The 24,939-nt window shown below is 70.9% G+C and carries 18 protein-coding genes; 6 read left to right on the top strand and 12 right to left on the bottom strand.

All coding sequences use genetic code 11. The features are described 5' to 3' along the window. Positions 1–278: 278 nt before the first annotated feature. Positions 279–902, top strand: coding sequence for a CBS domain-containing protein (locus tag BKA18_RS02735; RefSeq protein WP_366045934.1), 624 nt, complete (start codon positions 279–281; stop codon positions 900–902). A 122-nt stretch (positions 903–1,024) separates the two neighbouring features. Here BKA18_RS02735 and BKA18_RS02730 read toward each other — a convergent pair whose 3' ends face one another. Next, positions 1,025–2,470: a hypothetical protein gene (locus tag BKA18_RS02730; RefSeq protein ID WP_429638126.1), complete on the bottom strand. Its 1,446-nt coding sequence runs from the start codon at positions 2,468–2,470 to the stop codon at positions 1,025–1,027. A 77-nt stretch (positions 2,471–2,547) separates the two neighbouring features. Between BKA18_RS02730 and BKA18_RS02725 the strand changes: the two genes are divergently transcribed. Further along, the gene (locus tag BKA18_RS02725; RefSeq protein ID WP_366045933.1) at positions 2,548–2,979 is read left to right on the top strand and encodes an SRPBCC family protein; all 432 of its coding nucleotides are present in this window, start codon (positions 2,548–2,550) and stop codon (positions 2,977–2,979) included. A gap of 79 nt (positions 2,980–3,058) precedes the next feature. Here BKA18_RS02725 and BKA18_RS02720 read toward each other — a convergent pair whose 3' ends face one another. The 3 genes from BKA18_RS02720 to BKA18_RS02710 form a co-directional block, all read right to left on the bottom strand. Further along, a complete protein-coding gene (locus BKA18_RS02720; RefSeq protein ID WP_366045932.1) occupies positions 3,059–4,318 on the bottom strand; it encodes a PP2C family protein-serine/threonine phosphatase in 1,260 nt (419 codons plus the stop codon). Positions 4,319–4,553: 235 nt separating this feature from the next. Further along, on the bottom strand, positions 4,554–5,024 hold the full coding sequence (locus BKA18_RS02715) for a RidA family protein (protein ID WP_366045931.1): 471 nt from the start codon (positions 5,022–5,024) through the stop codon (positions 4,554–4,556). 12 nt (positions 5,025–5,036) lie between these two features. Further along, the gene (locus BKA18_RS02710; RefSeq protein ID WP_366045930.1) at positions 5,037–6,296 is read right to left on the bottom strand and encodes a multidrug effflux MFS transporter; all 1,260 of its coding nucleotides are present in this window, start codon (positions 6,294–6,296) and stop codon (positions 5,037–5,039) included. 228 nt (positions 6,297–6,524) lie between these two features. Here BKA18_RS02710 and BKA18_RS02705 point away from each other — a divergent pair, with 228 nt between their 5' ends. Continuing rightward, positions 6,525–7,319: a PhzF family phenazine biosynthesis protein gene (locus BKA18_RS02705; RefSeq protein WP_366045929.1), complete on the top strand. Its 795-nt coding sequence runs from the start codon at positions 6,525–6,527 to the stop codon at positions 7,317–7,319. 89 nt (positions 7,320–7,408) lie between these two features. Here BKA18_RS02705 and BKA18_RS02700 read toward each other — a convergent pair whose 3' ends face one another. From BKA18_RS02700 to BKA18_RS02670, 7 genes are all read right to left on the bottom strand, one after another. After that, a complete protein-coding gene (locus BKA18_RS02700; protein ID WP_429638124.1) occupies positions 7,409–8,440 on the bottom strand; it encodes a zinc-binding dehydrogenase in 1,032 nt (343 codons plus the stop codon). Positions 8,441–8,668: 228 nt separating this feature from the next. Further along, positions 8,669–9,757 (bottom strand): prephenate dehydrogenase, encoded by a 1,089-nt coding sequence (locus BKA18_RS02695; RefSeq protein ID WP_429638370.1) that lies wholly within the window; start codon positions 9,755–9,757, stop codon positions 8,669–8,671. Positions 9,758–9,775: 18 nt separating this feature from the next. Further along, positions 9,776–11,089, bottom strand: coding sequence for an aminotransferase-like domain-containing protein (locus tag BKA18_RS02690; RefSeq protein ID WP_366045927.1), 1,314 nt, complete (start codon positions 11,087–11,089; stop codon positions 9,776–9,778). After that, entirely contained in the window at positions 11,089–12,000 is a 912-nt protein-coding gene (locus BKA18_RS02685) for a phytanoyl-CoA dioxygenase family protein (RefSeq protein WP_366045926.1), read from the bottom strand. The genes BKA18_RS02690 and BKA18_RS02685 overlap by 1 nt, the downstream gene beginning before the upstream one ends. 3 nt (positions 12,001–12,003) lie before the next feature. Beyond that, on the bottom strand, positions 12,004–13,146 hold the full coding sequence (locus BKA18_RS02680) for an alpha-hydroxy acid oxidase (protein WP_366045925.1): 1,143 nt from the start codon (positions 13,144–13,146) through the stop codon (positions 12,004–12,006). After that, complete coding sequence (gene hppD, locus BKA18_RS02675) at positions 13,143–14,192, bottom strand: 4-hydroxyphenylpyruvate dioxygenase (protein WP_366045924.1); 1,050 nt, start codon at positions 14,190–14,192, stop codon at positions 13,143–13,145. Before hppD ends, BKA18_RS02680 begins: the two co-directional genes overlap by 4 nt. 213 nt (positions 14,193–14,405) lie before the next feature. Further along, positions 14,406–15,158 carry a response regulator transcription factor gene (locus BKA18_RS02670; RefSeq protein ID WP_366045923.1) on the bottom strand — a complete coding sequence of 251 codons (753 nt, stop codon included), beginning with the start codon at positions 15,156–15,158 and terminating at the stop codon, positions 14,406–14,408. An 856-nt stretch (positions 15,159–16,014) separates the two neighbouring features. On the opposite strand from BKA18_RS02670, the gene BKA18_RS02665 reads away from it, so the two are divergent. The 3 genes from BKA18_RS02665 to BKA18_RS02655 all read left to right on the top strand — a co-directional run bounded on the left by BKA18_RS02665 (position 16,015) and on the right by BKA18_RS02655 (position 22,021). Continuing rightward, positions 16,015–16,551, top strand: a complete 537-nt coding sequence (locus tag BKA18_RS02665; protein ID WP_366045922.1) for a hypothetical protein — start codon at positions 16,015–16,017, stop codon at positions 16,549–16,551. Positions 16,552–18,521: 1,970 nt separating this feature from the next. Then, entirely contained in the window at positions 18,522–20,621 is a 2,100-nt protein-coding gene (locus BKA18_RS02660; RefSeq protein WP_366045921.1) for a bifunctional polysaccharide deacetylase/glycosyltransferase family 2 protein, read from the top strand. Positions 20,622–20,638: 17 nt separating this feature from the next. Further along, positions 20,639–22,021 carry an LCP family protein gene (locus BKA18_RS02655; protein ID WP_366045920.1) on the top strand — a complete coding sequence of 461 codons (1,383 nt, stop codon included), beginning with the start codon at positions 20,639–20,641 and terminating at the stop codon, positions 22,019–22,021. Between the two features lie 85 nt (positions 22,022–22,106). Here BKA18_RS02655 and BKA18_RS02650 read toward each other — a convergent pair whose 3' ends face one another. Next, entirely contained in the window at positions 22,107–24,704 is a 2,598-nt protein-coding gene (locus tag BKA18_RS02650; protein WP_366045919.1) for a SpoIIE family protein phosphatase, read from the bottom strand. Positions 24,705–24,939 lie beyond the last annotated feature (235 nt).

Here is a 24,939-nt window from a genome sequence, read left to right as displayed (position 1 = left end):
GGGGCCGCACGCGGGACGGAACGGGCTTCGGCCCTCACGGCCCGTGCCTCTCGCGCTGCACACCGTGCCGTTGCCCGGCCGCCGGGGTCGGCTGACAACGGCCCCGCGATCACCCCGGGCCCGGGACGGTTCCGCCTCCCCGGGCCCCTTCACCCCACTTCATGTTGCACCGGTGCGCGGCAGGCCCGCCCCTCGCGAGGCAGGCTTGGCAGTACCGGATGACCCGCCCGTGGCGTCACCAGAGACGGCCCGGGCAGACCCGGAGGGACTGGCCGAAAATGAGGCACCGCTGTGTGGCAGACCTGATGACTCCCCATGCCGTCGTCGTCCAACGGGGCACGACGTTCAAGGAGATTGCCCGTCTGCTCGACGAATACGAGATCACCGCTGTCCCCGTCGTCGACGAGGACGAGCAGGTGGTGGGGGTGGTATCCGAGGCCGATCTGCTGCGCCGGCAGATCGCGAAGCTCGGGTCGACCACCGCCGAAGCGATCATGACGAGCCCCGCCGTGGTGGCCCGGCCCGGATGGAGCGTCGTGGAGGCGGCCAAGCTCATGGAGCGGAAGAAGGTCAAGCGGCTGCCCGTGATCGATGACGCCGGCCGGCTGATCGGCGTGATCAGCCGCAGCGACCTCGTGCGGCTGTTCCTGCGCCGCGACCGCGCCATCCAGGAAGAAGTGCTGGAGGAGGTGCTCACGCGCACGCTCGGGGTGCCACCGTCCACGGTCACGGTCGATGTCTCCAATGGCACGGTGACCCTCACCGGCACCTTGGACCGCACCAGCCTGGTCCCCATCGCCGTGCGGATGTGCGAAAGCGTGGACGGGGTGGTCGAGGTGATCGACCGGCTCACCGCCGAATGGGACGACATCCCGCTGTCGCAGCAGAAGGCGCCGGAGTAGGCGCCGGAGTAGGGCGTGCGCCCCGGCTCCGCCGCCAGGAGGGGCAGACGCGTACGGCCGCGGGCCCTGGGGACCCGCGAAGCCGTGCCGCCACCGCGACTGCGCACCGCCGCCGCGCCCGCTCACCAGCCGGTCAGCAGCAGATGGTTGACCAACAGGGCGAGGACGGCCTGCGCGGCCAGCCAGCAGCGGTGGGTGCGGGCCGGCAGCAGGGCACACGCAGGCAGCAGCCACACCGCGAAGGGCAGCCAGATCCGTTCGGTCTCCGCCTTGCTCATGCCGGACACATCCGCGAGCAGCACCATGCCCAGCCCCGCCGCGACCAGGACGGCAAGGGCGCCCCGACCGGCCGGCGCCGCGCGCCGCGTCCCGCGCACCGCCGGCCACACCGCACCGGCGGCCCGGCGCAGACCGGCGACGGTCGCCGAACCCACGCTCGCCACCTGGGCCGCGAGGTTCGCCCACAGGAAGTAGCCGTACGGGCGTACCTTCGCGGCACCTTGGTAGTACCGCTCGACCAGCGTCGTATAGCCGTCCGGCCACCAGAACCCGCCCCAGGTGAAGGCCACCACCCACACCAGGACGCCCGCACCCAGATAAGGCAGCGGGCGGGCCGAGCGCGCGAGCAGCAGCACCGCGGCCGCGAGCACGACGAGCACCGTCAGGCCGTAGGAGAGGTACCAGGCCCAGCCGAGCAGCAGCCCCGCGCCCAGCGCGGCCAGCCGGGGCGTCCGGGTACGGCGGGTGGCCGCCAGGGCCAGCAGGGCGACGGCCCAGGCGGCGACGCCCGCGAAGTAGCCGTCGGCGCTGACCCCGATCCATACCGCGGCCGGCGCGAGGACGAGGAACGGGGCGGCCCGGCGCGCCAGTGCCTCACCGCACAGCACGCGGACGGTCACCATGACGGCCGCGGTGAGCGAGGACCCCACGGTGATGCACCAGGCGGCGGCCCAGGCGCCGCCGCCCAGCCCGATCCGGTCCAGCCCGACGAACGTCAGCAGCGCCCCCGGCGGATGACCGGCCACATGCGCCGGCCAGAGGTCCGGCGAGCCGACCAGGATGTGGTGGGTGAAGTCGCGCAGAAAAGCGCCCAGGTGACGGACCCGGTCCACCGACTGCAGATACTCCAGGCTGGTGGTCAGCCGCTCGGCGACGCCCCGGCCCCATCCGTCGACCAGCGCGAGCGACCAGGTCCAGGCCATCGCCGCGCCCCATACGGCCGCCACCAGCACCCGCCACGGCAGCCGTCGCGCGGCCGCCGGCCCCTGCACCACCACCAGCGCGGCCACGGCCACCGCCGCCGGAGTGCCGGGGCCGACGTGCGGCAGCCACCAGGCGTACAGCGGTGGCCACTCCAGCCGCAGAATTCCCTCGGCCCCGTAAACGGTCCGGTTGAGGACCCGCCCGACCACTGCTGCCAGCACGAACAGAGCGACCGCACCCGCAACCGCCCACAGATCGCGACGGCACTCCCGCTTCTGTGCACTCCCTGTCACCGGGCCACCGTAGACCGGCCCCGCGGCCGGACCGCCGACCGCCACCCGGCCCGCCCCGGCGGCACCGGACACCCTCGGGCCGGGTCGCTTCCGGCTCCCGCCCGGAGCACCCTGGAGTGGTAGCCGTGAACCGAGCTGAGAGGTGCGCGATGAGCACTCTCGAAGAACACATCGACATCAGCGTTCCCCTCGAAACGGCCTGGGACTGCCTCCACCGCGCGGAGACCTATCCGCAGTGCGTCGACGGTGTCCGCGAGGCCCGGTCGCAGGGGACGGACCGGACGCATCTGGACCTCGACGCGGGCGGCCAGGCGAAGGAGTGCGACGTCCAGATCACCGACGACAGCACGGAAAACGTCATGAGGTGGCACACCACCAGCGGACCCGAACTGGCGGGTACCTTCTCGCTGCTGCCCCTCGACCAGGAGCACACCCGGCTCCAGGCCCGGTTCGAGTACGACCCGGGCACGGTCAAGGAGGCCTTCGGCGGACCCCAGGGGTTCGCCCAGGCAGCCGCGATCGAACGGGGCCTGCGGACCGACCTCCAGCAGCTGAAGCGATTGGTGGAACAGGAGCGGTGACTCCCGCGCTCCCGGGCGGTGGGCATCCGGCTTGGCCTCAACTGCCGTAATTGCGTGTGCAGTTCACGCCGGATAGGGGCTACAGCCGGACGATGACAAGGGCGATGTCGTCGGGGGCGCCCGCACTGACGCCGAGGCGGGCCAGCAGCGCGTCGGCGAGGCGTTCCGGGCTGAGCCTGCTGATCGGGGCGAGGGCGTCGGTCAGGCGGGTCAGGCTGACGTCGATGTCCTCGTCGCGGCGTTCGATCAGCCCGTCGGTGTAGAGGACGAGGGTGTCGCCGGGCGTGTACGGCACATGGGCCTGCACGCGGGGCACATGTTCGGGGTGGGCGCCCAGGGGCGGGTCGGTGGCCTGGTCCAGGAGGTCGTGGCTGCCGTCGGGGTGCAGCAGGACGGGCGGGGGGTGACCGGCGCTGCTGTAGGTGAGTTGGCGGCCGGCGACATCGATCAGCGCCTGGACGACGGTGGTGGCCAGGGCCTTGTCGACGGACCGGGCGTACAGTCCCAGCACCTTCAGGGCCTGGGCGGGGCCGACGACCGAGCGGTCGGCAGCGCTGAGGGCGCTGCGGAGCATGCCCATGACGGCGGCGGCTTCCAGCCCGTGACCGACGACGTCGCCGACCGCGACCGCGAATCCGCCGCCGGGGAGGTCGACGATGTCGTACCAGTCACCGCAGATGTTCAGCGACCCGATGGCGGGGAGATAGCGCACGGCGATGTCGCGGTGCCGGGCGAGGTCCGGGGAGTGGAGCATCGCCTCCTGCAGGGTGAGGGCCACCTGGCGTTCGCGGGCGTGGGCCCGGCGCAGCTCCTCGTTGAGGTGTTGCAGCGCCCGTGCTCGGACGTACAGCTCGGCCTCCATCGCCTCCTCGCGCTCGCTCAGCCGCCCGCCGGGCAGCCGGCGCGAACGGCGGGAGAGGACGAAGGCGGTCACGTCCTCCACCCGGTGGATGATCCACGCCACCCTGCCGTCCGCTCCGGGGACCGGGGTGTTGATCGTGGACCACCAGCGCTCCTCGAAGTCCCCCGGCCGGTCGGCAAGGGGGATGTCGTACCGCTGGACCGCCATCGTGTCCGGCTCCCCGGTGGCCAGTACGCGGCGCAGCGAGGGATACAGGTTCTGCACCCCCTCGGCATCGGGGTCCGCGGGGTTGTCCGGAAAGGCGTCGAAGACGAACTGTCCCAGCAGATCGTCCCGGGTCCGGCCGGTCGCCTGGAGGTACGCCTCATTGACGTCCACGATCACCAGATCCGGATCGAGGACCAGGCACGCGCTGGGGGTCGCGGCGAACAGCGCCGCATGGTCGAGCTCCGGTCTCCGCACGCGCTCCTGCCCCATCTCCGCCCGCTCACGGCCCCCACCCGGCCAATCTATGAGAGGCCCGGCGCCTTCGCCCGCCAGGAGACCGCCGCGCGACCGCGGGCCCCTAGCGCCCGCGCCGCTCCCGGGGCGGCACCCGCGCGGCAGCGGCCGGGGTTCCGCTCGGCCCGCACCGCTCACCCGAACGGCGGGCAGGCCCGGCCGGGGCGGTCAGGTGCGGAGCACGCACCCGGCCGGGGCACCGCAGGGCCGCTCAGGGAGCGATGCGTACCACGGCCTCGATCTCGACCGCGATGCCGAACGGCAGGCTCATCATGCCGACGGCCGAACGGGCGTGAGAGCCGCACTCGGGCCCGAAGACCTCAATGAGCAGATCCGAGGCGCCCTCCGCGACCACATGCTGTTCCTGGAAATCGGGCGCCGACTGCACCATGACCAGAAGCTTGACGAACTCCCGGATGCGGTCGAGGTCACCGAGCTCGGCCTGGAGGGCGGAGAGGATGTTCATCGTGACGAGCCGGGCGGCTTCCTTGCCGTCGTCCACCGTGAAGTCCGCGCCCAGCCGGCCCCGGTACTTCACCGAACCGTCGGGGTTGAGCGGACCGTGGCCGGAGACGAAGACCAGCTCGCCGACCGTCTTCGCCGGCACATAATTCGCCAGCTTCGGCAGCAGCGGAGGCAACGTCAGCCCGAGTTCTTCCAGCCGGCGAGAGACCTGACCCATCGGTGTTTCTCCTCAGTCTTCGTTCGGGGTTGCGGAGGTCACGGGCGCGGCAGGTGCCTCCTGGACCGCGCCGGACCCGGTGGTGGGGCGGGCGGAAAAGGCCCGCAGGGAGTGGAAGGCGATCAGGCCCGTGAAGGCGAAGACCGCCACCAGAATCGAGAAGGAGCGGACATCCGGCGGAATCCTGCTCACGAGAAGTGACGCGAAGCTGCCGCCGGCCATCTGCACCGCCCCCAGCAGACCGGAGGCCGCGCCCGCCATGGCGGAGAACGAGGTCACCCCGCCCGCCACGGACATCGGGAACAGGAAGCCGTTGCCGATGGTCACCGCCGTCATCAGGACCAGCAGCGGCCACGGCGTCTGCGGATCGGTCAGCCCCAGCGCCAGCAGCACCAACGCACCGCTGGAGAAGATCAGATGGCCCCGGACGAGCAGCCGGTCGATCGAGTGCCGCGCGACCAGACGACGGGACAGCAGGTTTCCCGCGATGTAGGCGGCAGCGATGCTGATGTAGCAGTAGCCGTTGATCTCGGTGCTCATGCCCAGGCGCTGGAAGATCACCGGGGAGGCGACCAGATAGCCGGTGTACACCGCGTACCCCATGCCCAGGTTGAGGCCGAAGCCCCAGAACTTGGCGCTCACCAGCAGATGCCGGTAGTTCCCCACCGTCGTCCGCAGCCGCCGCGCCCGGCGCTCCGGCGGCAGCGACTCCGGCACCCGGAGGACGACGGCGAGCACGGTGGCCAACGCGATCAGGGCCGTCAGGAAGAAGGGGGAGCGCCACGACAGAAGGGTGGTCAGATAGCCGCCCATCAGCGGGGAAATGGCTGGTGAGGCGCCGACCACCGGCATGATCGTGGTGAAGACGCGGGCCGCGGTCTGCTGGCCGTACAGATCGCCGACGATGGCGCGGGCCAGGACGAGTCCCGCACCCGCGCCGAGCGCCTGGAGCAGCCGCGCCGCGGCGAAGACGGCGATGTTCGGCGACAGCGCGCAGGCCAGCGAGGCCACCGCGTAGAGCGAGAAGCCGCCGATGACCAGGCGCCGTCGGCCGAGGGCGTCGGACCAGGGTCCGTACAGCAGTTGCGCCACGAGCAGTCCCACGAGGTAGGGGCTGAACGTCGCCTGCACCGCCGAAACGGACGTGCCCAGGGCGTGGGCGGTCTGCGCCAGCCCCGGAAGGTTGATGTCCGAGGACATCAGCCCGCCCACGCTCAGCGAGATGAGCACCGCGAGGAGCAACGGCGGGACCTTGGCCTCAGTGCTGTCCATCCCTGCCCTTCCGGACGCCGGTGCGCCCTGGGACCGCCGCCTGGACGAGGCGGGGCCGGTTGCTGTCCTGTACAACGATCGGTGATGAATCCTAATGATCGCGAGGGCGGCGGACACCCTCCTCTCGGACCGTTGCCCCTGCCCCGTTGGGCTCCGGGATGCGGTCCGAAGAGCGCCAACCGGTACCCGTTTCCCTCGGGACGGCCCGCCGACAGTAGCGTCGGAGGTATGCGTGCCTTCATCGTCGATGCCTTCACCGACCGGCCGTTCGCCGGGAACCCCGCCGGCGTCTGTCTGCTGGACGAACCGGCCGACGCCGCCTGGATGCAGCGGGTCGCCGCCGAACTCAACCTGTCGGAAACGGCCTTTGTCCATCCCGCAGGGGAAAATACCTACGGACTGCGGTGGTTCACCCCGACCGTGGAGGTCGATCTGTGCGGCCATGCCACGCTGGCCACCGCCCACATCCTCTACGGGATCCAGCACGCGGCCCCTGACACGGATCTGCATTTCGAGACCCTCAGTGGAGTGCTGACCGCCCGCCGACACCACCAGGGCGCCCTCACCCTGGACTTCCCCGCGGACCCGCCGACCGCCACCCCCGTGCCGTCCCGGCTCGCCGAGGTCCTCGGGGCCGAGCCGGTGTGGACGGGCCGGGCCCGGCACGATCTGCTCGTGGAGCTGCCGAAGGCGGACGCGGTGCGCGATCTGGCCCCGGACATCGCCGCGCTGGCCGGGTTCAGCGGACGGGCGGTGATCGTGACCGCCGGTGCCCCGGAGGGCGACGACCACGACTTCGTCTCCCGGGTCTTCGCCCCCGCCGCCGGCATCCCCGAGGACCCGGTCACCGGTGCCGCCCACTGCGTCCTCGCACCGCACTGGGCCGGCCGGCTGGGGCGTACCGCGCTGACCGGTGTGCAACTGTCGGCGCGCGGCGGGCGGGTGGGCGTCGAGCTGAGCGACGACCGGGTCACGCTGCTGGGCCACGCGGTGACCGTGTTCGACGGAGAGCTCTCGTCCTGACATCTGGGGCGTGCGCTGCGGCCCCACGAGCTCGTGAGCCCCGCTTCCCGGTACGGCAAGGGAAGCGGGGCTCACGAGCGCCCGGGCACTCAGGGACGGATGAGCACCTTCAGCGCCTCACGCGCGGCCATCGCTTTGTAGCCGTCCGGAACCCCGTCCAGCCCGACGGTGCGGTCGAAGACGGCAGCGGCGTCGAGCCGCCCGGACAGCACATCGGGCAGGAGCTCGGGGATATAGGCACGGGCCGGGGTGACCCCGCCGGAGAGCGTGATGTTGCGGCGGTAGAACCGCCGTACGTCGACGCCCTCGCCGTCCTGCGGCACGCCCACATAGCCCACGGCGCCACCGGGACGCGTCATGTCGAGGGCGTCCCGCAGCGCCGCGCCGGTCCCGACGCACTCCAGCACCGCGTCCGCGCCATGACCGCCGGTGAGCTCCTTGACCCGCTCGACGGCCGCCGCGCCGCGCTCCGCCACCACCTCGACGGCGCCGTACTGGCGGGCCAGATCGGTACGCCGCGGATGCCGACCCAGCACGATGATGCGCGGCGCGCCCAGCCGGGCGGCGGCCAGTACCGCACACAGTCCGACCGCGCCGTCACCGATCACGGCGACGGTGCTGTCCGGACCCACCCGCGCGGAAAGGGCGGCGTGATGCCCCGTGCACAGCACATCGGCCAGCGCCAGGACCGCCGGTACCCGTGGGTCGTCCGGCTCCATCGGCAGCGGGACGAGCGTGCCGTCCGCCTGCGGCACCCGCACCCGCTCGCCCTGGCCGCCGTCCAGTGCCCCGCCCCAGAACCCGCCGTTCAGGCACGAGTTGTGCAGCCCCGCACGGCAGAACTCGCAGCTGCCGTCGGACCACTTGAAGGGGGCGAGTACCAGGTCGCCGGGGCGTACGGAGGTGACCTCCGCGCCGGTTTCCTCGACCACCCCGAGGAATTCGTGCCCGAGCCGGACGCCGTCCGGCGTCGGCGCGAGCTTCTGGTAGCGCCAGAGGTCGCTTCCGCAGATCGCGGCATGGGTGACCTTCACCAACGCGTCGGTCGGCCGGTCGAGCCGGGCGTCGGGCACCTCCCTCACCTGGACGTCCCCTGCCCCGAACATCACTGCTGCCCGCACAGTCGCACTCCTGGATTCGCTCGCCAAGGCCCGTTCGGCCCGCCGTCGTTCGGATGCCGTGTACCGCTAGGGGGTGTCGTTCGGATCATGGCGGGCTCGCGGGGTCTGGCACGCACGCTCGCCGCGTTGTCGTCACTCGCCGACGCTCCGCGTCGACTCCCTCCTCCGCCTTGCGATCGCACGCACCAGACCCCGCTCCCTGATCCGCCCTGATCCAAACGACACCCCCTAGACGTGGACGGTCCACTCGCGGCGCGTGAGATCGGCCGCGAGCCGGCCGGCCGACTCGCCTGCCACGAGGAGTTCCACCAGGCCCGCGTCCTTGTTGGTCGCGTGCTCAAGGCGGATGTCCTCGATGTTCGCCCCCGTCAGCGAAGCGTCGGCCAGCAGCCGGGCCAGCTCGTTCGCCCGGTCCCGCAGGACGACCCGAACTGATGAGTATGGTAGGGCAGTTCCGCCGTGTTTGCCGGGGATCCTGGCATGCCCCGTGTTGCCCCGACGCAGCAGAGCGGTCAGTTCCGCGGCGGGGCGGGACCGCGCCGGACCGGCGGGAGCCACGGCCAGTGTGCGCAGCGCCCCCAGCACCGCGTCGAGGTCCTTGGCGACCTCGCCCAGGATTTCCGCCACGGCCTCCGCATTGGTCGCGAGGATGTCCGTCCACAGACCGGCGTCGCCCGCGGCGATCCGGGTGACATCGCGCAGTCCCTGGCCGGCGAGCCGTACCGCGAAGTCCTCGCCGTCGCACAGCCGGGCCGCCATCAGCGTGGCGAGAAGATGCGGCACATGGGAGACCAGCGCGACGGCGCGGTCATGCGCCTCCGGACCCAGCACGACGGGCACCGCGCCGCACAGCCGGACCAGCTCCAGTCCACGGCGCAGCACCGCGGTCCGGGTCGCCGGATGCGGCGTGAGCACCCAGGGCCGCCCGTCGAAGAGGTCCGCCCGGCTCGCCCGCGGGCCCGAGCGCTCCCGTCCCGCCATGGGATGGCCGCCGACGAACGAGGTCGGATCGCACCCGCGGGCCGTCAAGTCGGCCTGGGGGCGGCCCTTCACGCTGGCCACATCGGTGTACGCCTGCGCCAGACCGTCCTTCTGGTGCTCCTCCAGCACCTCCGCCACCTTCGCCGGCGGCACCGCGAGCACCGCGAGGTCCACCGGCGCCGGGGGAGCGCCGAACGTGCCGGCCCCCAGTGCGGCGGCGGTGCGGGCCGCGGCCTCGTCCCGGTCGATGAGGTAGGTGGTCACGCCCCGTGCCGTGAGGGCGAGGGCGACGGAGGTGCCGATGAGGCCGGTGCCGACGACCGCGGCGGTGCGCAGCTCTGGGAGGGCCACGGGCTACCCCTGGCCCATCCGGTGGGTGAGGTGCGAGGCGAGCCGCCGCACCCCTTCCTCGATCTGGTCCGGCGTCAAATAGCTTGCCGACAGCCGGATCTGACGCTCGCCCCCGTCGCCCAGATAGAAGTAGCTCATCGGGGTCCAGATCACCCCGTAGTCGCGCGCCGCCTCCTCCAGGAACGCGTTGTCGGCGGCGAAGGGCAGGGTCAGTACGAGGAAGAACCCGCCGTCCGGCACGTTCCAGCGCACCTGCCACCGGTCCTGGGGCAGCTGCCGCTCGAGCGCGCCCAGCAGCGCCTCCATGTTCCCGCGGTAGAAGTCGATGAGGTCCTTGTTGGCGTCCCGCAGCCGGCAGTCATGGGCGACGAGCATGCCGCCGATCACGGCCTGGGCGAGCGCCGGGGTGTTGACCGTGACCATGCTCTTGATCTTCGACAGCTCGTCCGCGAGGAGGGTGCGCCTCCCGTCGTCGCCGGTGACCGGCTGGTCGGCGAGGACATAGCCGACCCGCGCACCCGGGAAGCACGTCTTGGCGAAGGAACCGAAGTAGATCACCTGATGCCGGGTGTCGAGCGATTTCAGAGTGGGCCGGCGCTCCCCGGTGCGGCTGAAGAACCCGTAGGGGTTGTCCTCCAGCAGCAGCAGATCCTCTTCGGCGGCGAGGTCGAGCAGTTGGTGCCGCTTAGGGGTGGGCATCGACGTCCCGGAGGGGTTCGAGAAGTCCGGGATCACATAGAGGGCGCGCGGCCGCTTCCCTCGGGCGCGCACCGCGGCGAGTGTGGTCCGCAGCGCGGCGAGGTCCAGCCCGGCCCCGTCCTCGGGGACCGGCACCGTCTCGGCCCCCAGCAGCCGCGCCGCGCCCGTGATCCCCACGTAACCGGGGTCGGTGACCAGCAGTACGTCGTCCGGGTCGGCGAGCAGTGCCCTGAGCACCAGGACCATCGCCTCCTGGCAGCCCACGGTGATCACGATGCCCGACGGATCGGTGTGGATCCCCTCGTCCTGGGCGATCGTCCGGGCGACCAGCTCGTGGATCTGGCCGTTGGTCCGTCCGTACTGGAAGAGCGCGGTGCGGACCTCCTCGGGGGTGCGTCCGAGGTCCTCTTCCAGGTACCGCGTATAGGTGTCGAGGTAAGTGCTGATCCGGTCCACCTCGAAGAACCCGTCATAGGGACGGCCCGGACCGAACGAGACCGCGTCGGGGTACCGCAGCGTCACCTCGTTGAGGAAGTTCATCACGTCGAGCAGCGGGTCCGAGAGCGACGAATGGAGATCGGCCGCCCGCAGCCCGGTGTCCGGTCCGGGCCGCCGCATTACGCCTGCTCCTGCCAGAGCACCGGGCAGAAGTCCGGGTCCGTGTAGTCGGGGTGGCCGTCGGGCGTCTGCCGGACCAGGACGTCGTTGTTGTAGACGACCTTCTCGCCCGTGGAGATCTGGAACGGCCGGTACTGGTTCGTCCGGTCCTGCAGGTGGAAGGAGACCGCCCGGCGGGGACGGTCGCTGCGGTTGACGCCGCTGCCGTGGTACGTACGGCAGTGGTGGAAGCTGATGTGCCCCTTCGGGATGACGACGGGGATCTTGCGCACCGTCTCGTTGTTGAAGGCGGCGTTCTCCTCCAGCATCTCGTCCAGCTCCGACCGGTCCCGCTCGGCGAAGTGCCGGGTGGTCGCGTCGTTCCCGCCGACCTCCTTCCAGCGGTGGCTGCCGTCGACCATCGTGATGGTGCCCATCTCCTCGTCACAGTCGTGGAAGGGGATGAAGGCGGTCAGCATCTCGTCGGAGGTGCAGGTCTGCCAGTAGTGCCGGTCGAAGTGCCAGGGCACGATGGTGCCCTCGTCCTCGGGGCGCGGGGGCTTGTAGATGAGGGTGCTGTTCCACAGCCGTATCTGGCTGGTCCGGGCGATCCGCGCGGCGACCGCAGCGATGACCGGCTTGGACAGGATGCGGCGGACGGTGTCGTCCTCGTAGAAGATGTAGTCGTTGTGTCGGTGGACATCGCCCCGGGACGGTTCCCAGTACGCCAGCCGCGGCGGGCGGACCGGAAGGGTCCGGTCGCGGTGGCCGCCGTAGAACCGCTCGCTCGCCTCCACCAGGGTGTCGACCTCGTCGTCGGTGAGCAGCTTGCGCGACAGGTACCAGCCGTGCTCCTGGTAGAACTCCACCTCCTCGTCGGAGGGCAGCAGCTTCCGGTCGTCGGGGCTGAGCTGGAATGCGTCAGTGGTCATCGTTCATCCTTCCGCCGGGCCGTGGAATCCGTCATGCGCTGCCGTGGCCGGCCCGCGGGCCAGCAGCGTCGGGTCGAGGTCCTTGAGGGACGGACAGCCGGACAGCGCCATGGCGTCCTCCAGTTCGTCCCGCAGCGTGCTGAGCACCTGGCGGGCACCCGCCTCTCCGTCGGCGGCCAGGCCCCACAGCACCGGACGGCCGACGAAGACCGCCTGCGCGCCCAGGGCCAGCGCCTTGAGTACGTCGGTCCCGTGCCGGACGCCGCCGTCGAGGAACACCGGACAGCGGCCGCCGACCGCCCGCACCACCTCCGGCAGGGCGTCCAAGGTGGCCGTGGCGCCGTCGAGTTGGCGCCCGCCGTGGTTGGACACCACCAGCCCGTCGACGCCGAGTTCGGCGGCGTGCGCCGCGTCCTCGGCGGTGAGCACGCCCTTGAGGACGAGCGGCAGCCGGGTCTGCGACCGCAGCCAGTCGAGGTCCGACCAGTTCAGCGACGGGTCGATGAAGGCGTCGGCATGCCGGGACAGGGCCGAGCTGCCCTCGCGCCGGTCGTGCAGAAATCCGGTGACCTCGCCGTCCAGATTGCGGGCCGCGATGTGCGGGGGCAGGTGGAAGCCGTGGCGCGCCTCGCGCAGCCGCCTGCCGAGCCGGGGGGTGTCCACGGTGAGCACCAGCGCGCGGAACCCGGCGGCCTCCGCACGCCGTACCACCTTCTGCAGGACATCGCGCCGGTGCAGCCAGTAGAGCTGCAGCCACAGCGGGCCGGCGGCCGCCGCGGCGATGTCCTCGAAGGTCCGGCTGGCGAAGATGCTGACCACGGTGGGCGCCGACAGGCTCCCGGCGGCCCGTACCGTCGCCAACTCGCCCTCTTCACAGGCGAGTTCGTGGTACGCCATGGGGGCCACGCCGAGCGGTACCCCGACCGGGTCGCCCAGGACCGTGGCCGACAGCTCGCACTGGGCGACGTCGACCAGTACCCGGGGCCGGATCCGGAACCGGCCGAACGCGGCGCGGTTGGCCGCAACGGTGCTCTCCGTGCCGGCGCCGCCCTCGACGTAGTGCCAGGTCGCCGCGGGCAGTTGGGCCTGCGCGAGCGGAGCGTACTCGTCGACCGTCAGCGGCCGGTCCGGCGTGCCGCCGGTCATCGAGCACCGGCGCCGGCCTGGGCCCGCTCGACCGCCTCGTACAGCCCCTTGATGTTGCCGCTGCCGAACGTCTGCGCCCCGCGCCGCTCGATGAGTTCGAGGAAGAACGTCCCCCGGGCGTGCGGGGAGCGGGTGAAGATCTGGTACAGCAGGCCCCAGTCATCACGGTCGGCGAGCACGGACAGCTCCCGCAGGACGTCCAGATCGCCGCCGAGGGAACCCACCCGGCCTTCCACCGCCTCGTAATACGTGGCAGGGGTGTACAGGAACTCGACGCCATCGGACGAGAGTTTCTTCACCGCGGTGGCAATGTCCGAGGTGCCGAAAGCCAGATGCTGGACGCCGGCTCCGCCGTGGGCATCGAGGAATGCGTCGATCTGGCCGGGCTTACGCCGCACATCGGGTTCGAGAAAGGTGAAGGTGATCGCGCCGGAAGCGCTGCGCACCACCTTGGATTCCATCGCCTGGTCGCCGACCTCGATGAACTCCTCGAATGCCTCGGTGAATCCCAGTCCGTGCTGGTAGAAGGAAATGGTGCGGGCGAGTTCACCGGCCGGAAGGCAGACGGCGAAATGGTCGAGAGTATGCAGCTGCTCGCCGCTCTCCACCTTCCCGGTGGTCTCCAGGGCACGCAGATGCGGGCCGGGCAACTGCCCCTCGTGCGTGTACTGCACAAAGGAATGGACGATGTCGCCGAACGCCATGACCGCGGCCGTGGTGACCGCGCCGTCCGGCTGCTCCACGACGGACGGCGCGGCCACCGGCTCGGCACCGTGCCCGACCGCCTGCCGGAACGCGCCCTCGGCGTCCCCGGTCCGCAGCGCGATGTTCGCCACCCCGTCCCCGTGGCGGGCCACGTACCGCGCGACCGTCCCGTCGGAGGTCAGGTCGGAGGTCATGAGGAGACGGATGTCCCCCTGGGCGAGCAGAATCGATCTGCGGTCCGTGAGACCGGTTTCCGGACCGCCCTCGGCGATCGCCTCGAATCCGAATGCGGTGCGGTAGTAAAAGGCGGCTTGCCGGGCGTCCCCGACATAGAATTCCACATGGCTGACGCTTAAGTCACTCAACGAAACCCCCGCTGGGTAGGGCGAGACATGGCTCGCCACCCATCGGGTAATGGCGAGCAAGCCGTACGAAAGAGTGCAGCCAAATTAACCGCTGGCCGGCATCCGGCAGAACACACCTTCGGAGGCTTGCACTTCGTCGTTGGTCACCCCGGGATACTCCAATGGTCGCCCGTTGGATACCCCGCTCAACTATCCGAAGATGCCATGTTGGTAGGCGTACAGACCGGCCCGCAGCCGGTCGGGCTGGCAGATTTTCCGCATGGCCTGGGTCAGATGCTTCTTCACGGTGGCCTCGGCCAGGAACAGTTCGGAGGCGATTTCGGAGTTGCTCAGTCCGCGGGCGAGCTTGCCCAGTACGGCGCGTTCACGCTCGGTCAGACGGGCCTCGGCGGGGGAGGGCCCGTCGATCGCCAGTGTCACCTCCACCGGCTGGACCGTGGGCGCCGGCAGGAACACCGCCCCGCCCAGCGCGACCGTGGTCACGGCCCGGATGATCTGGTCCTCGTCCATCGCGGGATCGATACAGCCGTGCACACCGCCCGTGAGCACCTGGGAGACCTCCATGCTCGTGGCGGCGGGGTGCAGCAGAATCGCCTTCGCTCCCGGTGCGGCATGCACCGACAGCAGCTTGTGTGCGGCGGCCGCGTCCGAGGCCAGCCCCTCACGCGTGCCGACGAGGATGACATCCGGCGCTTCCTCGCGGAAGGCGTCCGCGGCCTGCTCCGGATCGCCGAAGCTGCTGACCACGCGCAACTCCGGTGCCGAAGCCAGTATCGAACGAAGCCCGGCCCGGGTCACCGACTGCTCCGCCACCAGCATCACCCGCACCGCGGGGTGTGCGGGCGGCTCCCCGGACGCGCCCCCACCGGCCTGTGGGTCCCACCCCGCGACGCTCCCGTTCCTCCGGGTGCCCCACTGCTCTAAGTGCGTTTCCTCCAGCACCGCAACCCCCGTTCATCCATAGAACTTCTCTAACCCGAGCACATGTTGTTGGTCGGCGAGCAGAGCGGTCAGGCCTCCGGCCCCTTGGGACGTCGGCTCTCCCTGCTCACCCAAGAGCACAGCGACGGGCCGGCCGGCGCGCTCGCACGGCAGCTGCCCGAGTCCGGTGCGCACCTGCCGGCACTGCGATACGACGACGACCGGGCGCGGCACGCTCAACTTCCCTGTCCCCTCGGCGAGTCGGCGGCGTACAGTGTCCCGGCGCCGCTTCCCTCGCCGACTTCCTCCTCCCAGCGGCGCGCCGCCCCCCCTCAACCCCAACCCATGGGCCGGCGGCCTTGTTCCGCGACGAACGTCGCCGCTGCGCGGTCCATGTGTGTCACCTTCTTCCGTGCGGGGCCGGAGGCCGGTCAGCGCGAGCGGGCCCGGGGGTGACCGGAACGGATCGACGGACCGAACGGATTCAGACAGCCTACTGCCCCAACCGGTCACCGAGCCGCTTGAATTCGCCGTGGTACCACCCCCGTTGAGCCCGCACCGCCCCGCACCGGCCCTCCATCGCCGCAACGGCTGTTGGGGCCCCGCGTCGTCCGTCGAACGCTGTCGCCGATAGCTTCAGAGTGCATGACCCCACGGCGTGGATCGCGGCAGAACAGCCGTCATGTCGGTCCTTGCCCAGCCTTTATCGCGCTCTTGCCTAAATTTTGCCCGGTGCTTGGTCAACCTGGCGGCCGGGACACGGCGAGGGCGCCTCAGCCGACTCCTGGCCAGAAGCGGATCCGAGCGCTCCAGGTCCGGGTTCCTCAGCGGTCTGCCCGCACTCCGCCCCTCCCAACGCGCGGCGTATTGTCCTGACATGGATTTCACTGGGAGGGTTTGGGGCGCGACCGCCGCCGAGCGGGAGGCGCACTATCCGTGCGACGGACTTCTGACGGTCCCCTATGAAGGCTGGACCCGGGCCGTCGACGTGGCAGCGCCGTGCGCCACGGTGTTCCGCTGGGTCCGCCAGCTGACCATCGCGCCGTACAGCTACGACTGGATCGATTTCCGCGGCCGGAAGAGCCCCGACCGTCTCACGCCGGACCCGGCCCCCCTGGCCGTCGGACAGCGCTTCCTGGTCTTCGACCTCGTGGACTTCGCCACGGACAAGCACCTCACCGGGGTGCTTCCCGAGGCACCGGCACGAAGGTATGGGCAGATGGCCGTCAGCTATGTCGTCATCCCGCACGGTGACGGCTGTCGGCTCCTGGTGAAGGTCGTCAGCGAATCGCGACGCCCGCTGATCCGGCGCCTCCAGCAAAGACTCCTCGCCTGCGGGGATCTGGTCATGATGCGCAAGCAACTACTGACACTGAAGAAGTACGCCGAGCGGGACGCGGCGGCGGGGGGCTAGAGGCACTGAGTGACAGGTAATTCGTGGTTCTCCGGCGGGCATCCTCCGATGACCGGCACCATGCGGGCGCACCGCCGGGAACTGCCTACCGGATCACCCGCCAACGGCATTGTGGCGAGCCGGGATTGAGGCTTTCGGCGGGTCGGATGGTGGGGGCGTCCTGGTTCTGTGGAAGCAGCCGGGAGGCCGTTCGAAGTCTGAGCCGCACTGTTGCCGGCGACTTCCGGCGGACGGCTGCGTGCGGATGCCGGAAGGCGGGAAAGGCGGGCACACATGCGGCATCCCGGGCTGCTTAGGCGTCCATTCTTGTGAACGGGCCATGACATCGGACGAAACATGGGGGATACGGCAGGTAAACGGCGGCGACGTCGAGTGTGCCCTGGTCCCGGGGACTTGCTCAACGTCCCCTCCTGGCCTGCTGACGGGGCGGGGCGGACCATGCTGCGCTGCCGCGAGGCCCGGTGCACCCCGGTGTTACGGACCTGACAGGGCATCATGATCGCCGGCGGGTTGCTCGTGCGGGCAGGTCAGGCGGGCGATCGGCCCCGGCGCGCGAGCGCGCGGAGCCGTGCGAGAGCGTCCGGTCGACGACTTCGCCTCCATGGTCAGGAAATCCTCCCGTAACAGCCCGTCAATGCCGGTTCGTCGCGGTGCCGGGAGGAAGTCAGTTGATCACTGCTGCCGATATTGCGGTATCCGGGAGAAGGTGAAGGAGCTGTCGGTGCAAGCATTCCGGCCATGATCGGTGGCGGTCATCAAAGGGAATGGCGGCCGGGTATCCATCCGTGGCCGTTCTCAACCGTAAACGGGCATGGCAATTTCGACGGACGGATAATTGCGCGCGATATGGCCGGCCTGTCTCACGCCTTTTCGCTTGCTTTCGGCGGTGGGGGTGCAGGGTGGCGCAGGGGTGCGGCGGGCCAGGATATCTCCGGGTATTTCCGCGGTATCTCATCATTCGGCGGAATCACGGGACTTGGGCGCCGCTCCAGCTGCTGGGCCCGGGCTCCCGGTGGCGTAGTGCGGCGATGCCAAAGCGCCTGATGCGGGGGTGTGCCGGGGGTCGCGCGCGGTGCCCGGGCGGTGGCGGGTGCGGGGCCGCGGCGCCCATGGGGGAGGCCGGGCGGCGATGCGGAACCGGCCTGCACAAGCGGCTCGTTACCGGTCAGTCAGGCGCAAAACGAACATGGCGCGCAGTAAGCAGTTCAATTACTTCACGCTATCGCCACTCGGCGTGAGTTACTTCACAGTATGAGTTGGCCGGGGTGCGGTTGCCGGGCCCCGCGGGGGCACCGATCCGGCTCGCTGTGAACCATCGACGCGCGTGAATAGGTATGTTGACGAGTGAGATCATAAGGGGGAGCTGGAGTCCCGGCTCGTCCGGCGGCCTTTGCCACCGTCATCGGAGGGCGGAAGAGGCTGGCTGACCTTGCCTATTCTCATTCGCGGTTAACTGGTTACACTCACGCTCCATGCGAACCGCTACCCCCCACAGCAGTCGCCCCGGTAAGCAAGGGAATCGTCCCGTATTTGTCGACAACTCAGGTCGGCGCAGACGCTTCCTGGGGCATGCAGCGTTGACCGTAGGGTGCATGTGCACCGGATATCTCGTCCTCCTCGCCGTGGTGTTCGGCGGCCTCCTGCAGCCGGCCGCAAAGCCGGCGCCGGGAAAGGCCGATCCGCTCCCGGACCACACGTCGCGCCCGGCGCACAGAGCGCCGCGCGGCCCCAGTCCCTCGGCGACTCCGGACACCTCCGGACGGGCTGCTCCCGCCGGTCACCCCGCCTCCAGGGCCCCTTCCCGCACCACCCCTGCCCCGTGACCACAGCCGGACCGGTGCGCTTCCGCCCTCGGGCGTGAAGCCTCCCCGGCACTGACCTGAGGCGTGTTCGTCCGCGCAGGCGCCATGGCTGCCTGCGCGGACGCACGCCTGAGATGTGGCACGTCCGCTCGACAGAAAGGGCCCATTGTGGCGTTGTCAGGGCAGGGGCGGCATGCGTTGCGCCGCCCCCCACGCTGGCACTGGTTATTGCTGCTGCTGATCCTCCCCATCGTCGCCGCTTCACTGCTGTTCGAGGGCTGGACGACCCATGAGGTCGACGGAGCCCGGCACAGACGCGCCTGCACCAGCCCCATACCGAGGTCCGCGGACAACGGGGACCCGGTGCTGCGGGTCACGGGCAAGGGAGCCGAGACCGCGCAGATGCCGTTCCGTACCGCCGCGCTCACCTTCGACGGCGGGCCCGACCCGGTGTGGACCCCGCGCCTGCTCGACCTGCTGCGGGCCCGGCACGCGCGGGCGACCTTCTTCCTCTACGGCAATCAGGCGGCCCGCCATCCGGAACTGGTGCGGCGGATCCGCGACGAGGGCCATGAGATCGGCTCGTACACCTATACCGGCGGTGACTTGGGCAGCGCCTCGCACCTGCGCTCGCACTGGGAACTCGCCCTCACCCAGACCGCGTTGGCGGGAGCCGCGGACGTCAACACCCGGCTGCTGCGCCTGCCGCACACCACCACCGCCGACACGCTGTGCGGCGCCGAATGGCCGGCCGCACGGCGCGCCACCGACCAGGGGTACGTCGTGGTCGCCGCCACCGCCCACTCGCGTAAGCCCCCACTGGGGGTGGTGCGGCAGTACAGCCACACCGCCCTGGGATACCAGGAGGCGAAGCAGCTGCTCGCCGACCCGAACGTAGGACAGTTCACCACCGTCACGGGCGGACTCGGACGGCCCTCGCTGACCTCGACGGCCTCCTTGGCGGAGCGGGCACAGGGCGAGGCACTGATGTGGACGCAGTCCGTCGGGCACACCTTTGCCCGCTCCATGACCTGGGCGCTGGGCATCGCGGGCGGACTGGGCATGCTCCGGCTGGTGTTGCTCGCCCTCCTCGCCCGGGTGCATGTGCGGCGCCGGCGCCGGCACCGTTCCGGTGCGCCCTGGCTGCGCGAGGTGAACGACCCGGTGACGGTGCTGGTGCCCGCGTTCAACGAAGAGGCGGGCATCGAGGCCACGGTGCGTTCTTTGCTCGCCTCCACCCACCGCGACCTGCAGATCATCGTCATCGACGACGGGTCGACGGACCGGACCGTGGAGATCGCCCGCGGTATCACCGATCCGCGGGTGACCGTGGTGCAACAGCCCAACTCCGGTAAGCCCGGGGCGCTCAGCACGGGCCTGGGCTACGCGCGTTGCGAGATCATCGTGATGATCGATGCGGACACGGTCTTCGAGCCGGAGGCCCTGCACCGCCTCATCCAGCCGCTCGCCGACCCGACGATCGGCGCGGTCAGCGGAAACACCAAGGTGGGCAACAGGCGGCGGCTGCTGGGCAGATGGCAGCATCTGGAGTACGTCCTCGGGTTCAACCTGGACCGGCGCATGTTCGAGGTGCTGGAGTGCATGCCCACGGTCCCCGGCGCCATCGGTGCCTTCCGGCGGGACGCGCTGCTGGCCATCGGCGGTATCAGCGACGACACCCTCGCCGAGGACACCGATCTCACGATGGCCCTGTGGCGGATGGGCCGGCGGGTGGTCTACGAGGAGTCGGCCATCGCCTGGACCGAAGTGCCCAGCAGCCTGAGCCAGTTGTGGCGGCAGCGCTATCGCTGGTGCTACGGCACCCTGCAGTCCATGTGGAAGCACCGCCACGCCGTGGTGGAAGTCGGCCCGGCCGGACGCTTCGGCCGCCGGGGGCTCGCCTATCTCGCCCTGTTCCAGATCGTGTTGCCGCTCTTCGCGCCGGTCGTCGATGTCTTCGCCCTGTATGGCCTGTGCTTCGGCGACACCGCGCAGGCGGTCGGGGTCTGGCTCGGCTTCCTGGTCATCCAGCTGATCACCGCCGCTTACGCCCTGCGGCTGGACCACGAGCGGCTCCGGTCGCTGTGGGCCCTGCCGCTCCAGCTGTTCTTCTACCGGCAGTTGCTGTATCTCGTCGTCATCCAGTCCGTGGTCACCGCCCTGCTGGGCACCCGGCTGAAGTGGCATCGCATGCAGCGCGCCGGCACCGCCAATCAGCACTTGCTCAAGGAGCCCGACCCGCAGCCGAGCAGTCTGTCGTCGAAGTGACCGAGGAGAGTGCACACATGAGCAACTCGCGGGGCCCTTGGGCCGGCAGCGATGTATTCGGAGGAGGCCCGTACGGTCCGGACGGGCACCCGTCGTACGGGGCGGGCGCCCGCCCGGACCTGACGCAGGACGCCGATCTGGAGGACGTGTGGGAAGCGGGCGGATCCTGGAACGGCCGGCGCATCGTGGCGGGGGAGGTGGTGGACGTGACCGACCCCCTGTGGCGCGAGGACCCGCCCCGGAATCCGCACCCGGCAGAACCCTTCGCGGACGAGTACGCCACCCCGCCGGGCCCGGCCTCGTCGTGGCAGGACGACGGCCGTCCGGACGGCGGAGGCGGCCGTACGGACCGCGGAGACACCCGTACACCACAGGAACGGGCCGGTGCCGGGCGGCGGTCGCATCGCTCCCGGCGCAGGAGGCCGGTACGGCGCGTCGTCATCGGTGTGCTCGTGGTGCTCCTGGCCGTCCCGGCCGGCACCCTCGCCTGGGCCGACACCAAGCTCAACACCGAGGTCGACCTCGGTACACCCGGGCCGGGGCAGCAGGCCGGCAAGGGCACCAACTACCTCATCGTGGGCTCCGACAGCCGCGAGGGCCTCACCGACCAGGAGAAGCGGGATCTGCACACCGGATCGGCCGGCGGCCGGCGCACCGACTCGATGATTCTGCTGCACACCGGCGCGGGCGGCACCACCATGGTGAGCCTGCCACGTGACTCCTGGCTGACCGTGCCGGGCTACACCAGCCCCATGACCGGCAAGCACTACGGCCCGGTCAAGAACAAGCTGAACGCGGCGTTCGCCGTCGGGGGCCCCAAGATGCTCGTCCGCACCATCGAGCGCAACACCGGCGTGACGATCCACCACTACGTGGAAGTCGGCTTCGCGGGCTTCGTGAACCTCGTCGACGCGGTCGGCGGCGTCCCGATCTGCCTGGACCGGGATCTGAAGGACAAGAAGTCCGGGGCCGACTTCACCAAGGGCTGTCACACCCTCGACGGCAGGGCGGCGCTGGCCTTCGTCCGCCAGCGCCACCAGGAGGCCCAGGGCGACCTGGGGCGCAGCAAGAACCAGCGGAAGTTCCTGTCCGCGCTCGCCCACCGGGCGGGCAGGCCGGGCACCGTGCTCAACCCGTTCTCGCTCTACGGCGCGCTGGACGCCGGGCTGGACACGCTCATCGTCGACCGGGACACGGGCCTGGTGGACCTCGCGAAGATGTTCCGGGCGGTCCAGGGCGTCACGGGCGGCCACGGCAGGCAGATCAACGTTCCGGTGGCCAGCCTGGGCTTCCACACCCGTAAGGGCAGCGCCGTGCTCTGGGACAAGGCACAGGCGCACAAGCTCTTCGGCGAGCTGAACGACGACCGGCCGGTGGACGTCAAGGACAAGGCGCGGTGAGAGGAGGAGCGGGGTGGGCGGCTTCGCGTACGTCCCCGGATGACGCGGCCGTCCGCCACCGCTCGGCGCGGCCGCCTGCCGCCGCTCAGTGCAGGATCTGTTCGGCCCAGATGATCTTGCCGTCGGGGGTGTACCGGGTGCCCCATCGCTCGGCCAGCTGCGCGACGAGGAAGAGCCCGCGGCCGCCCTCGTCCTCCTCGGCCGCATAGCGCAGGTGCGGGGAGGTGCTGCTGGTGTCGGAGACCTCGCAGATCAGGGTGCGGTCGTGGAGGAGCCGTACCCGCAGCGGACCGGTGGCGTAGAGGATGGCGTTGGTGATGAGCTCGCTGAGAATGAGCTCGGTGGCGAACGCCATCTCGTCCAGATCCCACTGCGCCAGCTGCCGTGTGATGTTCGCGCGTGCCTCGGCCACCGCCGCGGGGTCGGACGGTACCTCCCACTCCGCGATGCGGTCGGGGTCCAGCAGATGGGTACGCGCCGCGAGCAGGGCGATGTCATCGCGCTGCCGGGCCGGGGGCAGCGCGCTCAGTACGGCTTCGCAGATCTCGTCCGGGGTCCGGCCGCGCTGCGCCAGTGTCGTGGCGAGGTTCTGCATGCCGGTGTCGATGTCGTGGTTGCGGCCCTCCACCAGGCCGTCGGTGTAGAGGACGAGGCTGCTGCCCTCGGGCAGGTGCAGATCCAGCGCCTCGAAGGGGAGGCTGCCGACGCCGAGCGGCGGCCCCGCGGGGAGATCCGGGTACTCCACGGTGCCGTCGGGGTGGACGAGCGCCGGCGGGAGGTGGCCGGCGCGGGCCATCGTGCAGCGGCCGGCGGCCGGATCGTAGATCGCGTACAGACAGGTGGCGCCCGCGACCGTGGCCTCGTCGTCCGCCCCGGTCACCTCGTGGTCGATGCGGTGGACCAACTCGTCCAGGTGGCTGAGGAGCTCGTCGGGCGGCAGGTCGAGGCTGGAGAAATTCTGCACCGCGGTACGCAGCCGGCCCATGGTGGCGGCGGCATGCAGCCCGTGACCGACCACATCACCGACGACCAGGGCGACCCGGGCGCCCGGCAGCGGGATGACATCGAACCAGTCGCCGCCCACCCCGGTCTGCGCGGGCAGATAGCGGTGGGCCAGGTCGAGGGCGTCCTGCTCGGGCAGGCCGCGGGGGAGCAGGCTCTCCTGCAGGGTGACGGCCATGGCGTGCTCGCGGGTGAAGCGGCGCGCGTTGTCGATGCACACGGCGGCCCGCGCCGCCATCTCGTCGGCCAGGGACAGATCACCCTCCTCGAAGGGGGTGCTGTCGCGGGAACGCCAGAAGTTGGCGACTCCCATGAGCACACCGCGGGCCCGCAGCGGAACGGTGATGAGGGACCGGCAGCCGTGCTCCAGAGCCCGTTCGAAGCGCTCCGGTTCCTGGGCGCGCCACTCTTCGGCGTCCCGCAGATCGGGGACGAGCACGGACCGGCCGGTGATGAACCCGGTGGCCATCGGATTGGGCACGGTGTACCGGTGGAGCTCGCCCACCCGGTAGAGGGGATGGTCCTCGGGGAGACCGGACAGTGCCACCCGGCGCAGCTCCGGCGCCTCGCTGTACGCGCCCGCCGGCGGCTCCTCGCCGGCCAGGACGGGCTCGGCGAGGTCGACCGTGGCGTAGTCGGCGAACCTGTCGGCCGCGACCCGGGTCAGTTCCTCGGCGGTCTGCCGCACATCGAGCGTGGTGCCGATGGCGACGGTCGCCTCGTACAGCAGCCGCAGCCGGCTCTGGGCGACCTCCGCCTTTCCCGCGAGGGCGAGCAGCTCGGTGGAGTCCCGCAGCGTGGCCACCGTGCCGGACGGTCCACCGCGGGGATCCGTGAGCCGGATGTTCACCGCCAGCAGCAGGTCTCCGACCTGGAGCACCTCGTCGGTGACCACGCGCCCGGAGACCAGGAGTTCGGCGGTGCGGGGCGCGAGCCCGAGGTCGGTGACGCGGTGCCCTTCCACGTCGGGGGACAGACCGAGCAGCCGGCGCGCCTCGTCGTTCGCCAGCAGCACGCGCCCGTCCGCGTCGACGATGAGCACGCCCTCGCGCACCGCGTGCAACACCGCGTCGTGGTGCTCGTACATCCGGGTCATCTCCACGGGGCCCAGCCCGTGGGTCTGGCGCCGCAGCCGGCGGGTCACCAGCGCCGTGCCGGCCGTGGTCAGCGCGAGTGCGGCGGCTCCGGCGCCGAGTACGACCGGCAGTTGCCGGTCGACCGCGCTGCTCACCCGGCTGACCCGCATCCCGGCCGACACCAGGCCCACCACCGTGCCCCGGGCGTCCCGCACGGGGACGACCGCCTGTACTTCGTGGCCGAGCGGGCCGACGACGCTCTCGATGGTGACGCGGCCGGCGAGCGAGGGCCCGATGGTGCCGATGAAGTGCTTGCCGATCAGCTCCGGCTTGGGATGCGTATAGCGGATCCCGGCGCGGTTCATGACGACGATGAAGTCGACGCCGGCCCGCTTGCGGGCCGCCTCGGTCAGCGGCTGGAGCACCGCGGACGGGTCGGGGCCGCGCAGCGCGGCCACCAGACCCGGGCTGTGGGCGAAGGCCTCGGCCGCGGCGACCGAACGGTCCCGTGCCCCCTGGAACCTGTCGCTGCGGGACTGGAGCAGCAACGCGGTCACCGACGCCACGATGAGCAGCAGCACGATCAGGACCTGGAGGAGGAACATCTGACCGGCGACGCTGCGGGGACTCGCCCACGCGGGCAGGCGGCCCGCCGATGCCGTCGGCGAGCCGCCACGTCGCTCACGCCGACCGTCGTCGTCCGGGTGCCGACCGGTGAACCTGCGCTCCGAGGTTAGCCACGGGAAGCGGCCGGAGATTCGGGCCATGCTCCATGTGTACCTTGCGTACTCCTGCACCTGACAACACCACGCCGGGATATCGCATGGCTGTGCGAGGCTC

The sequence above is a fragment of the Streptomyces auratus genome (genome assembly GCF_050433025.1).
Taxonomy (GTDB): Bacteria; Actinomycetota; Actinomycetes; order Streptomycetales; family Streptomycetaceae; genus Streptomyces; species Streptomyces sioyaensis.
This window is presented reverse-complemented; position numbering and strand designations above follow the sequence as displayed.